We start from the raw sequence: 15267 nt of genomic DNA, 5'->3' as shown, positions 1-15267 counted from the left end.
ACACCCGTAGCTCAGCTGGTTAGAGCACTACCTTGACATGGTAGGGGTCGGTGGTTCGAGTCCACTCGGGTGTACCAATTTTATTCCCTCAAGCATCCCAGTATACACCCGTAGCTCAGCTGGTTAGAGCACTACCTTGACATGGTAGGGGTCGGTGGTTCGAGTCCACTCGGGTGTACCATTTCTTGTTTAAATTCATGTGTTTAGCATTTTCAAGTTATTTCGAATCTGTGCCTAAATCAAGTTTTCAATTTCTAGCTTTTAAATTATTCAAACAGAAAAATCGTATTGAGTACTCAAAAAATTAATTTTTTGTACTTCGATTAAATCTTCGCTCTCAGCCTTTGTGCCCAAACTTGTGCCCATGTGCCCAAAGTAAATTTTTGATGTATTTTGCCGTGAGCACTATCCTCTTAATTTTGCATCTTTCAAAGTTAATGCTTTCTCATAGCCTGAACCTCAAGCATTTAAATGTTCCAATATCAACTCCAAGCAGTTGTGTGGTACTAAAGAAAACGGTTAAATATCCAAGTAAAAATGCCACTCGCTCTTAAGCAAATGGCATTAAGACTAAATCTGGGGTCATTGGCTGCGATATAACGATATTGTTAAGGGACGGTTTTTTGCCAAACACTGTTGTTGATTACTTTATCGTAACCATATTTGTATAAGGCTTGCATGTATTGCTGGTCAAACATTTGTTTGGTTGCTTTTTCTCCATCAAACTCATGTTCAATGTAAGTGAATGATAAGTCGTACTGGTTTATTTCACTTGAATAAAGCATACGGTATAAATCACCACGAGTTTGTTGTACCAATAGGGTTTCCAAACTGCGACCGATTAAATCCACACCTTTGTCTCTTAAAGGTTTGTAAGTGGCTTTAAGCACGCCATTACGGATAATATGAATGGTTGGTTTTTGCTGCTTGCCGAGCGCGTTATTGACTAGGTTGTAATTAAAGTTACCTGTAGAAGCAAACATTTGTGTGTTCATACCACCATCAACATGTAATTCCTCTTTAACTTCACCATCGACTTCAACTTGAATAAATTGTGGTGGAAATACCTCAGGTATAGAAGAACTTGCTGCTAAAATTTGGTGGATTAAGCGGTTTTTATTCGCTAAATTACTTGCAGCAATTGCTCCTACATTCCAAATGACTAATTCACCAGAATCAAAATGAGTGGTACCAATAAACAGTCTGCGGCCTTTGTTGTGCTCTTGGGCAATTTTCTCGATCATTTCAGCATTATATAAGTGTTCAACCGTTTCAAATAACTTGTCACCATTGGTAAAGGCATCTTTAATGAGCGCGTTTAAAAAGTTGCGGCTACCCAAAACCTCCTTGTCATTAATACCTAGCATTGCTTCTTTTAAGCGAGGTATTTGATCGCCTCCGACAAACACAAAGGGTGCAATCATTGAGCCAGCACTGATCCCCGTGACAATTGAATATTCAGGTAATTGGTTGGTGTCATATAGTGCATTGATTACACCGGTACCAAACGCGCCATTGGCACCTCCGCCAGATAACACCAGTATATTTAAACTATCAGCAGCACTAACGAGTGGCGTCGTGTTTGTTGCTGAATCAAATAAAAAGGCCGGTTTCTCATCGCCCCAAAAACGGTAGGGCTCTGCTGCTTTGTTGGTTACTGGTGCGACTTGCGCGACTTGCGCACTTTTATAATTGTCTTCATCAACACGCATATCAAGCTCGTGATGAGTACTACAGGCAGTAATAAACAAAGTGATAAACATGAACTTGGCCAAGTTATTAAATGTCTTCATTAAGTTATCTCCAATTTTTAATTGTATTCGAGGTTAGATGGGGGAGTCCTACATCACACACTGGACATTAAGCTTAGCATAAATCACATTTAAGCTTATGTCTTCTTAGGGTTTTCTTTGCTGTGACTTTTGAGTGTTTTTGTTATAAAACAAATCGCCCAGTCTAGCTTTTCTGCTATTTCTGACCAGGCTAGATGACAGATACACTCAAAGATAGGCAGCAGCCAAACGTCCACATTCTTTGCTGCTTTGAACAGTTAAACAGTTGGCATTATTTGAAGTGCGGTACTGTGTCTGATGATAACTGCCAGCAGGCTGGCCCAGACTAGGCCGTCAACTACCGCTTTTTGCGCGGTAGCCATTTTTGCCAGTTTGTATGTAATTTCAACTCTTTGAACAGCAGTTCAACCTACCAGCGATAGCGATAGCGATAAATCGCCATAATATCATCGGCTGAGTAGGCCTTTTTCGGTAGGTTTGTTAACCAGATGCAAAAACGCTTTTCTTCTGCAACCACAGCCTTACAACTCGAAACTCTTGTTTTCCTCTGCTGACTGTTAAGTCAAGGGCTTCTGTACGGTTGGTAAGGCGCGTTATGTCTTTGAGTTTCATTCCAACAAGCTTAGGAAGAACGCGGCCCTTGCCATTTTTAGCTTCAACAACCCTTGGGTTGAGTGACTTTGCACCCCGAACAATATAGAAACCATTATGACGTTCCACATCGGCAAAAAAATCGAAATCAGGGTATCCCGTATCAGCCAGAAGTAGCTTGTTTTTCACCTTAAATGGCTTGGGGAGATAGGCTCTTTCTGAAGCCGTATCAGCTGTTATCGTCATCGAGGTTGGGTTAAATGTTCGCAGAGACATCGTCATATAGGACTCTATCGCTGCAGGATTAAGTTTAAAACGGCTGGTGTAGACATCAGCTAAGGCTTTGAGAACATAAAAAGAACTGCCATCCTGAAGCAAGATATCATCAAAGCAAGACAGCTTCTTTGGAGGTTGAGCACATTGCTGGCGGGCTAATTGAGCGATAGCAAACTGAACCCGTTGTTGCATAAAATGAGGAAACGCTTCTTTACGGAGCTGTTTATTGAATGGCTTGTAAGCCACATTATCGTTTTCAGTCAGGCACATACCATTGAACTGACGATGCAAGTTGGCAATGGCTGTGCAGCATAAAGTTGAGCCACAGAGGATCAGTTTCATTAATGCCCCATCTTTAAAACAGGATGAGTTTGGTTGGAGTGACAGAGGGAGTCCAGGCGCGATCCCACAGCACTTAAAACGATTGAGGCAAAATGGCAAAAGGTTGATTTACCCCCAAAGAGGAAGCGACCATGATATCCACGCGTGGTACTAAAGAAAACGGTGAAATATCAAAGTAAAAATGCCACTCGCTCTTAAGCGAATGGCATTAGTTTTATACTCGGTTATTTTTTAGATATGTGAAGCAGATATCTCTGCTGATATAGTCGATAGTCGTGACGAGCTAGTTTATTGCTCTGGTCGAAAGACGCTTTAATTTGAGCTAAGTCGGTATGTTTAAAAACCGGTACCGACTTTAAAGTATACGGCGCTATCTTCTTCACTAAATGCCACGTCAATACCTGTTCTAAGGCCATAGCGTCTGGCAATCAAATATCTAAAGCCTAAGCCGTAAGCGTATTCAGTATTTGAATTAAATAAATCGCTAAATTCATCGGTTGCTGACCCTGCGCCAACAAAAGCTAGAGTAGACCATCTATTATCAATTTCCCACGTTACTTGTGCTTCCAGTGAACCGACAACTTCACCTTGATAGCGATTACTGGCAATACCGCGAAGGTTGATATAAGGGTAAGCATTTGGTGGTAAAAATTGTTCGTTATTGACTAAGGCATCAAATTGTACTTTTACGCCTAAATTAACCACATCGGTTAATTCCCAGAAATTTTTACCGTCAATATCAATAGAGTCATATTTATAATCAGATCCGATAGCGTCCCTAAATAGCATATATGACAATACGTAATTATAACCTTCTGTAGGATACATAAAGCTGTTTTGGCTGTCGTATTCAACCATAACGCCAAGTCCCGATAAGGCCGGTGACAAATTTAGCCATTTGCCTAAAATGTCATTTAATCGGTCTTGATCTTTTATTCCCATTTCAGGTTTGACATAGGATTGTTTTAAGCCAAGTAACCATGGACTGCCATCAATGCGAAATTGTAGTTGTTGGATAGCACCAAAACCGGTTAACTCTAGTTCTAAGCCATCATTTAAAATACCTGAACCACTGGCTTCCGATTGACTAAATGGATAGTAAACCATGTTTATTTGGCCATAGCCGCCACCAACTAAATAGCGAATAGAATCTTGTTTCCATGAGTGACGATGAGCCGCAAAGCCTAACCAACTACCATTAGATGTAGCAAAACCACCGATAGCGGTAATCCCAGTTGTTAATAATTGAGCTCCACCATCAATAGACTTAAGTGCTAATTGTTTACGTTTTTCTCTTTGTTCGTCGCTTTCGTTTAGAAATACACCGGTAAAACCGCCACCGTAACCTAATGCAGGCTCGGTAATAATGATGGGGACGGGCAAAAATCCATAGGCATTTTCGGCAAGGTACTCACCCATATCAAATTGCTTATCAATTGGGTCAAAAAGGTTAACAGCATAGCTACTTGTTGAAAATAATGAAAATAATAGCGCAGTTACTATGCAGGCAGAACTTAATTTAGGTAGATTTAGTTCCATTTTACGTCTACTCCCTTTTGAAATGTGGCTATCAATTTAGCTACTTTTTAACACAACTAAACCATTACCGTAATGTTGTTTTAATGCTGTAAAAATGTTGATTTCCATAATGATAGATAATTCATATTTCAATTACCATTAAATTGAACTAGATATTAGAGTCCGGTGGACATATTTATGTTGTTTTTGCTGCAAATGAGTTAACTAACCTGAGCTTCGGATAAAAAATTAGTTCCCCAAAGGAACTAAATGCTCGTCCCCATATCATTCGACCAAGAGTGATTAGAAAAAGGAACGAATATGAAGAAATTGGTTGAAACCTAATTCGATGTAGATGACTTCTTTCAGTTATTTATCTCACATTGGCAGCGCATACTACTTGAAATGGTGAAATGAAGCGCAATAGAACTTGTCGCCTTTCTCCCGCAGAAGTGATGACCATTATTATTCATTTCCATCAATCACATTACCGAGATTTCAAAAATTACTATCTTAACTATGTTTGTCGCCAGCTTAAGCCCTATTTTCCTGAGTTGTTATGTTGCACGCATTTTCTTGCATTAATGCCTAGCGTCGTTGTACCCATGTGTAGCTATCTGACTGCAAAACTTGGAAAGCCAACTGGAATTCAGTTTGTAGACTCCAGTAAAATTGAAGTCTGTCATATCATTAGAGCGAAGCGAAATGAGGTTCTTGAAGGCATTGCCGAACATGGAAAGGAGACCATGGGGTGGTCGTTTGGATTTAAACTGCATCTTATTATCAATCTCTTGGGTGAAATTGTAGCGTTAAAACTGACAAAAGGTAATGTGGATGACAGACAGCCTGTCAGAGAAATGGCTGAGTGTCTTTTCGGTAAGCTATATGGCGATAAAGGCTAGATTATCCAAGACCTAACGGGTGGGCTTTTGGAAAAGGGCGTTGAATTGAGCACCACCGTACGTAAGAACATGAAGAAAAAGTTTATTTCTTTATGGGATAGCGCCATGTTAAAAAAGCGATTCATCATTGAAACAGTGAATGACCAGTTGAAGAATATTTCCTATATCGAACACTCAAGGGCGGGTGTTGAGTTGCTTGCTGATGAAGATATAACCAAGCCATTGATTCGCCCAATGGCCTGGTGCGATTTGAAGTAAATTAAACTCGGTACTTATTTGCTCGTTTTCATCAAATAAGTATTTAAAAATTCGAGATATTTATTAGAAGCACTGATACGGTTATTTTTTTTAGTAAAACCATGACCTTCATCATCAAACACAAGATAATCAACATAGGTGCCACCAGAACGAATTGCTTCTACCATTTCATCACTTTCAATTTTGAGTACCCGTGGATCATTCGCTCCTTGCACAACCAAAACAGGGCTTTTAACTTTTTCACCGAAAAATACCGGTGAAATGTTGTGTAATCTCTGTTTGTCGGTAGCTGGATCACCAAGTTCGTCATACAAACTTTTCCTAAAGGCTTCCCAATATGGTGGGATACTTTCGAGGGTGCGCACCCAATTAGTTACACCAAAGATATTAATGCCAACCTTGAATTCGTCTGTGAATGTCATTGCCGCCATGGTTAGGTAGCCGCCATAGCTTCCCCCCATAACACCTATTTTATCAGCATCAACCCAATCTAAAGTTTGAAGATACTTTTTGTTATATACAACATCTTGTAAATCATCTTCCCCATGGCGTTTATCATCTAAATGGAAGAATGTTTTGCCATATCCACTCGACCCACGATTATTGATCATCATAATCGCATAGCCGTTATTAACAAGATGCTGAATCATGGCACTGTAACCCTTACGTGATTGTCCACCAGGGCCGCCATGAATAAATACCAATGCGGGCACTTTGTTTACACTGGCTTGCTTAGGTTTATACAATATTGCGGGAATTTCTAGACCATCAAAACTTTTGAACCTCACCACCTCACCAGTAACTAGGTTTTGCTCTTTAATATTTGGATTACCAGAGTTGGTCAATCGTTTTATAGAGCTTGTACCTAATGTATGAACATATAAATTAGAGGGTGAAGTATCAGAGTTAATATAAAACACCATAGACTTGGAATCATCACTGAAATTTACGCCACGTAAATCGCCACTAGGTAATGTTGGCAAACTAAGTTCTGATTGATTAAACAAATCTTTAATGACGAGTTGCGTTTGTGCATCAGCATTAACACCGGTTACTTGGAATCGACCATCTTTTGAGAAGTAGCTAAAAATGACATCCCAATCAGCCTTGTAGTTTAAGCTACTCTTACCCGTTTCTAAATCATAAGCCCAAGATTGGTTAAACTCACCAAATTCATCCGTTGCATAAAGCAACTGTTTACTATCTTTAGAAAAAGTATAAACAGAATATGATACATCACCGCTATGTTGGGTTAGCAATTTAGGTTTCACCATTTTCAAACGCAGATCTACTAGGTAAAGATCAGAATTACTATTCGAATGTGTTTTACTCAAGACGATAAATCGTCCATTAGGACTGACACTTTCAACACTAAAACCTAAATCGTTTTTGAACACTAATTCTCGATTGTAATCATTAGTATTGTATTGATAAACATCAAAAAACTTTGAGTCACGTTCATTTGTGGAAACGAAGAATGAGTTTTTATTTTCATGCCAAGACATCATTAGTGCTTTTAAGCCTTCACCTGGGGTTAAATCTAACTTTGTACCATCTAATTGTTGAACATAAAGGTGATTCAGTTCATCACCGCCTTTATCAGCGCTATATAAAAATCTTTCATCTTGAGGAAACCATGATTCAACAAATATGGATTCTTTAGTTGAGTTAGTCAGTTTTTTTGCTGGACTGCCATCAACAGGCACTCGGTAAGCATTAAAAATGCCACTTTCATCATTACTAACTAAAACGGCATTACCTAGATGATTAATAGACGAACCCAAAACACTTGTCGTTTTGAAAAACTCTTCCGCATTATAGGTTTCAAAAGCGACAGAATTAATTGGGTCAGGTAAAGATTTTACATCATCGGAGTCAGTTGAGTTCGAGCAAGCGCTGAGGGCCGCGATTGCTAAAACGGTTGTCATGAAAAGCTTATACATAAAAGGTCCTTTTTTATTGACAATATTATCGAGCTAATTCGAAACAGAGACGTATTTAGTTAATCCCAATCACAGTAGCTAATGTTCATATAGATTGTGAAAAATACAAGAAGATAAATTAGCATATCCTCGCATTAACTAGGATTTTCACCATATTCAAACTAGTCGTAAAAACCGATATTAACAAGGCTGAATTCAATTTATCATTCATGAATTTCTTTGTTATTAACAATAAGTCATGTGACGGTAGTCCCCATCGGGTAGGTACTGTCAAATTAATCACTGCCGTTAACTTGAGAGCTACTTTTTCATTTTTGCGATAACTTTTGAATAAAAATTTAAATAACGAACTAGGTTATCATTATTTAAACAAATTATTGGTCCAGCAGTTTGGTTTTATCATCGTTTCTCGTTCATTTTTCGTGATATTGAAGAGTTGTTTTAAGCTAGGGGGATTGTTGTTAGCAATAAAACATTCAGCCAAATCAATAAAAAGGTTCGACTAACTGTCTGAACATAAAAAGAGCCGTGGCCTATATGGATTTAATGGCTATTTCGGATGAGGTTCGCTAATGAATATTTGGATGAAAAAAAAGGTAAACCAATTCGGTTTACCTGCATACGGGAAAGGTTTAAAACTTATAATGATGGGTCAAATATCATTGATTAAACACATAAATGTATAAAGAGTGTGTAGAACGCTTACATCCTACAAGCTGATACTTAACTGACTATTAATTAGAAATTAAGTGCTTCAAATTTTGTTTGTTGCGGCTAAGCATCACTTTTTGGTTAATCCCTTCACTTGGGAGGAGTTAAGTATTAACGTAAGCTATGACCACGATTCAATTTGATTAATTTATCTAAAATATGTTCACCGTCCATACGAATACCATTGTGTTCATATTCTGAAGTTAACCAGTATTTTAAGTTAGCGACCTGTTTTGCCGTTTCTAAGCTATATTGCATCTCAACAAACATATCTTCGCTGTATATTGCCGCAGCAAGTGGCACCTTGTTGTTGGCCAATTGCTGTAAATTATACAGTTCAGGCCAATCTTTTTTAGCGGCCAAAAGATCTGCTGCAGCGCTTAATGGTTGCAGACCTTCAAATTGATTAAACATCCATGGATAGATCATTTCGCCAGTGAACAATAACGGTTTGTTGGGTTGATAATGAAACTCAGGGTAGCTATCACGTACTCTATGTGCCGCCCACTTAGAGGCACTTTGTTGGCAATAAATAGACTCATGCAGTAGGGCAAAAATAGGGTTAGTGTTGTAATCCAAAAATTGGCTAAATTGATGCAAGAATAGTGGATTGACTTCAATGCCATGACGAGTGTCGATAAGGGCTTGCTCTAATAAATAATAAACCGCCTCAGGGCCTTGTTCCATGCCCAAATTGATGCCGAGCAATTGGAACATTTCAACGGTGAGTTGCTCTCCACTGGCTAAATACACTTTATGCTCATATAAATGCTGCGCAATGTTATCAACTAATGTTCTTGCATCGGTAAAGCGTTTGAAAAAGTCAGCATTTTTGGCAAGAACTCGTTGGTATGTTGCCTGATAAACTTCATCAGCGCTACGGGTTAAAGAGGGAATGCCACCTGTTATATAAGCTTCTTTAACACCTTCAGGCGCTGCCGATAAGTAATGCAATACACAAAAACCACCAAAGCTTTGGCCTAAAATGGTCCAAGGCTCGTTGGCTGATAATTTAGTACGGATCAGTTCAGCATCGCGGATGATATTGTCTGCACGAAAGTGACTTAAATATTCAGCTTGTTGGCTAGCATTCAAATAACTTAGTGATACTGCATTGACGGGAGTAGAAAGTCCTGTGCCGCGCTGATCAAGTAATAATACGCGGTATTCTTGTAAAGCTCGCTTTATCCAGCCGCTGTTATTCAACGGTCTAGCAGCACCAAATCCCGGCCCGCCTTGAAAAAATACCAAGTAGGGTAAAGGTTTATGTTGATTTTCTACACTGACAATTTCACGGGCAAATATCGAGATTTGCTCACTTGGACTTTGTTGATAGTCTAACGGAACAGAGAAAGTGTGTTTGTGAACAATGATGTCACTTAAGGTTTGGGCAATATTCATGTGAGCTTTTCGTTATTGGTTTTAGGGCGATTGTATGTGGCTGACCCATTGAGCACAATCAGTCAGGTGGATTAAATTTGAGTAAATTGGTATCAAGATCAAGTTAGCAAAGGTAAAATTAGCTAATAATGAAATGTTTATTATTGCATTTAGGAGTGTTTTTCATGAAATATCAAATCATACCTGTAACCCCGTTTCAGCAAAATTGTAGTGTGATTTGGTGTGACACCACCCTGAAAGCGGCAGTTATTGACCCAGGTGGCGATATTGAGCGTGTGTTAACTGAAGTGAATAAACTCGGGTTAACCGTTGAAAAAATATTGTTGACCCACGGGCACATTGATCATGTTGGTGGTGCCCAAAAACTCGCGTCGTCATTAAATGTACCTATTGTCGGCCCCCATATTGCGGATAAGTTTTGGTTAGACAGTTTGCCTAAACAAAGCCAAAATTTTGGTTTTCCAGCAGTGGAAGTGTTTGCTCCAACTCAGTATTTGACTGAAGGTGATGAGGTTAATGTTGGTGAGCAGCTTTTGTCTGTGATCCATTGTCCCGGTCATACTCCTGGCCATATTGTGTTCTTTTCAAAATTATCAGGTTTAGCCTGGGTGGGGGATGTGCTTTTTAGAAGCTCCATTGGCAGAACCGATTTTCCGCAATCGAATCATCAAGATCTAGTTAATTCCATTACACAGAAACTGTGGCCTTTAGGTAACCATGTGAGTTTTATTCCTGGCCATGGTCCTATGTCAACATTTGCAGAAGAACGTGAACATAACCCGTTTGTGGCCGATCAACTTTTGGGTTAGTTACTACTTATCAAAATCTTATGGTTAGACTAATGGTATATTAACCTTGTTATAGACTTCTCATTCTTGTAGCACTCTGTTAGATTAACTTAAATATAACAGAGTGACTTGGATGATACATGCGTCAACATTTGCTCGATTTATTAGATGTCTGGCAAGCTGATTATCAAGATGATTGGGTTGTTGCAATTCTCACTCATGTGCAAGGGTCTTCTTATCGAAAACCCGGTGCGCTGATGTTTTTCCACCCTATGGGGAAAACGCTGGGTATGTTAAGCGGTGGCTGTTTAGAGGCCGATTTACGTCGCCATGCCCAACGTGCTATTCAATCTCAACAAGTTATTCAGCTCACCTATGATGCCACTGATGAGTCTGATACCAGCTATCAATTAGGCTGTGGCGGCATAGTTAACATAATGATGTTGCCGCTTACTTCTGCCAATCATTACCTCGGGTTCCAAAAACTTTATCATGATTTAAACAGCGGTAAATCTGGTGAGTTTCACATTGATATTTTTAATGATGGCGCATCGGCGGCACAGGTTAAAGGTCGATGGCTAATAAAATCTAAAGCGGCGCAAATTAGCAAAACCACCTTTGTCGCAGCCAGCCAAAATGTTGAAGCACTATCAACTGTAACCCTAAAAGCTGCGTCCCCAAAAGACTCACATTTTAATGTTCTTTCTCAACAAGACCAACTAGAAGCTGAAGCCGCAATAATTAACCCCATTCATGCCGAAGCATTACCTCTTGCACAAACAACTCCTGCAGAGCTTCTACAAAATGAATCCGATGAATGTGAGGGGCAGTTAATTATTCCTATTACGCCACCTATCCATTTAGGTATTTTGGGCGGTGGACTAGATGCGCAACCCATCGCGCAAATGGCGAAAACCTTAGGCTGGAAAGTAACGATATTTGATGAGCGCACAGCTTATGCACGTCAATATGACTTCCCGAGTGCCAACATCATGAAAATGCCCTGTGATGCAGTGAATGATGAGGTTTACCAGAGTTTAGATGCGGCATTTGTCATGAATCATAATGTCAACTTAGATGCGAAAGCACTGAATCAATTGGTGAGATTCGATCTTGGTTATATTGCATTACTTGGTCCTGTTCATCGTCGAGATAAAGTATTACATGCAGCGCAATTGTGTTTGACTGATTTCAGCGGCTATTTTTCGGCCCCTGCAGGTTTAGCATTAGGAGGCGAATTACCCAGTTCTGTCGGATTAAGTATTTTGGCTCAATGCCATGGCATTTTGCACGGTAGCAACGCTAATAGTTTAGATAAAGTGATGCTGAAATAATGCAGCCTATTCAAGCTATCTCATCTATTAAAGACAGACCTCAAAAGCTGGTAGCGGTTATTTTAGCCGCTGGAGGAAGCCGTCGTTTTGACGGAATAAAACAGTTAGCTGCGCTAGGTACTAAGCAACCCATGCTTGCTCAAACATTGAATGTGGTTAAGCAAGTGCAAAATATCATTCATCAGCAATGTGAAACTGATGAGACAAAACAAAGCAATCTAACCAAAATCGCCGTCGTCTTAGGTGGGCATCAACAGCAAATACTATCTAACCCACTTTTGCTACCGTCACTTGAACACGTTGACGTGATTCATAATCATCAATGGCAACAGGGGTTATCAACTTCGATTCATCGTGCGGTGAATTTTGCCCAAAGCCAGCAAGCAGATGGATTAATGTTGTTACTGGCGGATCAAGTGGCGCTGAATGTAGAGGATTATCTTGCAATATGGCAAGCATTTATCGACAACTGTCAAACAACCTGTGCATTTTATCAGCAAGATGTCGGCGTGCCAGCTATATTTCTTAAGGAAGATTTTCAACCTTTACTCGCTTTAATCGGTGACGCAGGCGCAAAAAAAATATTAAGAATAAGGCTGCAGTCAACTCGCTTAGTGTGTGTCGACTTACCGCAAGCAAGCATTGATATTGATACTCAAGCCGATCTGACTATGTGGTTGGCAAATAAGGACTAACCGATGACAATTTCAACCCAAACATTACTGGTTAATGGCAAAAATTTTACCATTAACGCCGATCCGAATATGCCTGTGTTATGGGCATTGCGTGACATTATAGGATTAAGTGGCACCAAATTCGGTTGTGGCTCAGGTCTTTGCGGTGCTTGTACCATTCATGTCGATGGTGCGCCAATGCGTGGCTGCTTAACCAGCTTGAAACAAGTGGTAGGTAAACAGGTGACGACTATCGAAGGTGTAGAGGCTGCGCAGCTAAGGGCAAAGTGGGCCGAGTATAACGTGCCGCAATGTGGATACTGTCAAGCTGGGCAAATTATGTCTGCCGCGGCCTTGTTAGCCACCACGCCGACACCGACAGATGGCCAAATTGACGAAGCGATGGCAGGTAACATTTGTCGCTGCGGCACGTATCCACGCATCAAGGCTGCAATTAAAGCTGCCGCTACCGAAAATGCGGAGGCTTAATATGACAACATTTACTGCAGTTGAAAATATCAGTCGACGCGATGTTTTAAAATTATTTGGCGCAGCGGGTGGTGGATTAGCTTTAGGGGCAACGGGACTAGCCTGGAGCCCTATGGCACTTGCTCAAGATAACCAAGCCATGATGAATTTATTTATCGCTATTGGTGAAGATAATAAGGTCTATTTAACCTGTCATAGATCTGAAATGGGTCAGGGGATCCGCACCGGCATCCCGCAGATTTTGGCAGATGAATTAGAAGCCGATTGGGATAATGTGGTGGTTATTCAAGGTTTAGCGGACAAGCGCTATGGTAGCCAAAATACCGATGGCAGTCGCAGTATTCGTAAGCATTATACTCGTATGCGTCAAATGGGCGCGGTGGCTCGTACCATGCTTGAACAAACCGCGGCGGCTAAATGGCAAGTGCCTGTATCAGAGGTCTATGCCAAATCAAGTAAGGTATTTCATAAAAGCTCAAATAAAAGCCTAACATTTGGCGAGTTGGCCCTAGATGCGGGTAAACAAACGGTACCGGCAATAGAGTCGGTCAGGTTAAAGTCTGATAGTGATTTTACCCATATTGGTCAGTCCAAAACCATTGTTGATATGCAAGACATGCTAAACGGCAAAGCTATTTATGGCTATGACATCAAGTTAGATGGCATGGTGTACGCCAGTATTAGCCGTCCGCCAGTGTTAGGCAGTGATGTGGCGAGTCTTGATGATACTGAGGCTCGTAAAGTGGTTGGCGTTATTGATGTTATTCAACTACCCGTGCCTAAAGGGGCACCTCTTTTCCAAGCCCTCGGTGGTGTCGCCGTTATTGCAACCAATACTTGGAGTGCAATGCAAGGGCGTAAAGCGCTCAAACTGACCTGGACTGCTTCGGTTAATGACCTTCATGACACTGATAAATATATGGCTGAGTTGGTGGCGAAGGTTAAAACCCCAGGAAAAGTGATGCGTCAACTAGGCGATAGTGTTCAAAAATGGCCAAAGGAGTCGACGTTAAATGCGGTGTATACCGTGCCTTATCTTACCCATGCAATGATGGAGCCTCCTGTAGCAACCGCGAATGTGACGGCACAAGGCTGTGAGTTATGGTCATCAACTCAAACACCGCAAAGCACACAACAAACTGTTGCAGCCGCTTTAGGGCTGCAAGAAGACAATGTTAAAGTGAACGTAACCTTATTAGGCGGCGGTTTTGGGCGTAAATCAAAACCCGATTTTAGCGTTGAAGCGGCTATGTTGTCACAACGTCTTAATAAACCGGTCAAGGTGTCTTGGACCCGTGAAGATGAAATTCAGCATGGTTATTACCATGCGATCAGTGCGCAGTTCTACCAAGCCAAGTTTGATGGCAACAACAAAGTTGATGCTTTATTGGCAAGAACAGGCTTCCCGTCTATTAGCTCGACCTTTGCCGAAGGGGTCGAGATGCCTTCCGCTGGTGAGTTAGATCTTGGCTTTACAGATGTGCCATTAGCATTACCTCAAATTCGATTAGAAGCGGTTAAAGCCGTTGCTCGCACACGCATTGGTTGGATGCGATCCGTGTGCAATATTCAGCATGCTTTTGGCATTGGCAGTTTTGTTGATGAGTTAGCCGTAAAAGCCCAAAAACCTTGTATTCAAATGTGGCGTGAAATGCTTGGAGCACCGCGTAAGGAAACATTTGCCGATCAGGGTTTTAGTTATGGCAATTATGGCGAAGAGTTAGCTGACCATCCCGTTGATGTCGCGCGTTATCATCACCTTTTAGATGTTATGGAGGCCTCATTAGCTAAACAGCCTAAAGTGGCTAAAAATCAAGGCTGGGGATTTGCCATTCATCGCAGTTTTGTTAGCTACGTTGCTGTGGCAACCTTAGTTGAAGTGGTTGATAACAAATTACAGGTGTTGAAATCGATAGCCGCTATCGATGCCGGTTTAGTGGTTAACCCTGATAGAGTTAAATCACAAACTGAAGGCGCAATCATTTTTGGATTAACTTTGGCCATGATGGGCGAGATCAGTTTTATAGACGGCAAGGTTACCCAATCAAACTTCCATGATTACCCATTACTTAGATTACCACAGTGCCCAGATATTGAAGTGATATTGGTCGAGTCAAATGCCAAGCCTGCCGGAGTTGGCGAGCCAGGTGTACCGCCAGTTGCCCCCAGTTTAACCAATGCGATTTTTGCTGCAACCGGGGTTCGGTATCGCGATCTCCCTTTAAATAAGGTGCTATCTATCTAGTG

General features: G+C 40.8%; 9 protein-coding genes, 2 tRNA genes and 2 pseudogenes. 8 read left to right on the top strand and 5 right to left on the bottom strand.

Annotation, left to right across the window (positions count from 1 at the left end; genetic code table 11):
• Together ORI98_RS03235 and ORI98_RS03230 are read left to right on the top strand one after the other, a co-directional pair.
• Positions 1–77: transfer RNA gene (locus ORI98_RS03235), tRNA-Val, on the top strand.
• Positions 78–104: 27 nt separating this feature from the next.
• Positions 105–181 (top strand) — tRNA-Val (locus ORI98_RS03230).
• 427 nt (positions 182–608) lie between these two features.
• Here ORI98_RS03230 and ORI98_RS03225 read toward each other — a convergent pair.
• The 3 genes and pseudogenes from ORI98_RS03225 to ORI98_RS03215 all read right to left on the bottom strand — a co-directional run bounded on the left by ORI98_RS03225 (position 609) and on the right by ORI98_RS03215 (position 4541).
• Complete coding sequence (locus ORI98_RS03225) at positions 609–1793, bottom strand: patatin-like phospholipase family protein (RefSeq protein WP_306134224.1); 1185 nt, start codon at positions 1791–1793, stop codon at positions 609–611.
• A 105-nt stretch (positions 1794–1898) separates the two neighbouring features.
• Positions 1899–2969 (bottom strand): annotated as a pseudogene (locus tag ORI98_RS03220) (IS4 family transposase); the annotation flags it as partial.
• A 369-nt stretch (positions 2970–3338) separates the two neighbouring features.
• Entirely contained in the window at positions 3339–4541 is a 1203-nt protein-coding gene (locus tag ORI98_RS03215) for a glyceraldehyde-3-phosphate dehydrogenase (protein ID WP_306134223.1), read from the bottom strand.
• Positions 4542–4933: 392 nt separating this feature from the next.
• On the opposite strand from ORI98_RS03215, the pseudogene ORI98_RS03210 reads away from it, so the two are divergent.
• A pseudogene (locus tag ORI98_RS03210) lies at positions 4934–5680 on the top strand (IS982 family transposase).
• A 14-nt stretch (positions 5681–5694) separates the two neighbouring features.
• Here the strand turns inward: ORI98_RS03210 and ORI98_RS03205 are convergent.
• Positions 5695–7623: a S9 family peptidase gene (locus ORI98_RS03205; RefSeq protein WP_306134222.1), complete on the bottom strand. Its 1929-nt coding sequence runs from the start codon at positions 7621–7623 to the stop codon at positions 5695–5697.
• An 822-nt stretch (positions 7624–8445) separates the two neighbouring features.
• On the bottom strand, positions 8446–9735 hold the full coding sequence (locus ORI98_RS03200; protein WP_306134221.1) for an alpha/beta fold hydrolase: 1290 nt from the start codon (positions 9733–9735) through the stop codon (positions 8446–8448).
• A gap of 164 nt (positions 9736–9899) precedes the next feature.
• On the opposite strand from ORI98_RS03200, the gene ORI98_RS03195 reads away from it, so the two are divergent.
• The 5 genes from ORI98_RS03195 to ORI98_RS03175 all read left to right on the top strand — a co-directional run bounded on the left by ORI98_RS03195 (position 9900) and on the right by ORI98_RS03175 (position 15265).
• Positions 9900–10544 carry an MBL fold metallo-hydrolase gene (locus ORI98_RS03195; protein WP_261297904.1) on the top strand — a complete coding sequence of 215 codons (645 nt, stop codon included), beginning with the start codon at positions 9900–9902 and terminating at the stop codon, positions 10542–10544.
• 119 nt (positions 10545–10663) lie between these two features.
• A complete protein-coding gene (locus ORI98_RS03190; protein ID WP_306134220.1) occupies positions 10664–11857 on the top strand; it encodes an XdhC family protein in 1194 nt (397 codons plus the stop codon).
• Positions 11857–12552, top strand: a complete 696-nt coding sequence (locus ORI98_RS03185) for a nucleotidyltransferase family protein (RefSeq protein WP_306134219.1) — start codon at positions 11857–11859, stop codon at positions 12550–12552. Before ORI98_RS03190 ends, ORI98_RS03185 begins: the two co-directional genes overlap by 1 nt.
• Before the next feature lie 3 nt (positions 12553–12555).
• Positions 12556–13020, top strand: coding sequence for a (2Fe-2S)-binding protein (locus tag ORI98_RS03180; RefSeq protein ID WP_261297901.1), 465 nt, complete (start codon positions 12556–12558; stop codon positions 13018–13020).
• A gap of 1 nt (position 13021) precedes the next feature.
• Positions 13022–15265 carry a xanthine dehydrogenase family protein molybdopterin-binding subunit gene (locus ORI98_RS03175; RefSeq protein WP_306134218.1) on the top strand — a complete coding sequence of 748 codons (2244 nt, stop codon included), beginning with the start codon at positions 13022–13024 and terminating at the stop codon, positions 15263–15265.
• Positions 15266–15267: the final 2 nt, after the last annotated feature.

This window comes from Shewanella sp. ULN5 (assembly GCF_030731885.1).
GTDB classification, from domain to species: Bacteria; Pseudomonadota; Gammaproteobacteria; order Enterobacterales; family Shewanellaceae; genus Shewanella; species Shewanella holmiensis.
This window is presented reverse-complemented; position numbering and strand designations above follow the sequence as displayed.

What these genes read in the sequence shown, in the direction of transcription:
- ORI98_RS03215 (WP_306134223.1), bottom strand. Translation starts at nt 4,541, where the DNA reads ATGGAACTAAATCTACCTAAATTAAGTTCTGCCTGCATAGTAACTGCG.
- ORI98_RS03190 (WP_306134220.1), top strand. Translation starts at nt 10,664, where the DNA reads ATGCGTCAACATTTGCTCGATTTATTAGATGTCTGGCAAGCTGATTAT.
- ORI98_RS03225 (WP_306134224.1), bottom strand. Translation starts at nt 1,793, where the DNA reads ATGAAGACATTTAATAACTTGGCCAAGTTCATGTTTATCACTTTGTTT.
- ORI98_RS03185 (WP_306134219.1), top strand. Translation starts at nt 11,857, where the DNA reads ATGCAGCCTATTCAAGCTATCTCATCTATTAAAGACAGACCTCAAAAG.
- ORI98_RS03205 (WP_306134222.1), bottom strand. Translation starts at nt 7,623, where the DNA reads ATGTATAAGCTTTTCATGACAACCGTTTTAGCAATCGCGGCCCTCAGC.
- ORI98_RS03180 (WP_261297901.1), top strand. Translation starts at nt 12,556, where the DNA reads ATGACAATTTCAACCCAAACATTACTGGTTAATGGCAAAAATTTTACC.
- ORI98_RS03200 (WP_306134221.1), bottom strand. Translation starts at nt 9,735, where the DNA reads ATGAATATTGCCCAAACCTTAAGTGACATCATTGTTCACAAACACACT.
- ORI98_RS03195 (WP_261297904.1), top strand. Translation starts at nt 9,900, where the DNA reads ATGAAATATCAAATCATACCTGTAACCCCGTTTCAGCAAAATTGTAGT.
- ORI98_RS03175 (WP_306134218.1), top strand. Translation starts at nt 13,022, where the DNA reads ATGACAACATTTACTGCAGTTGAAAATATCAGTCGACGCGATGTTTTA.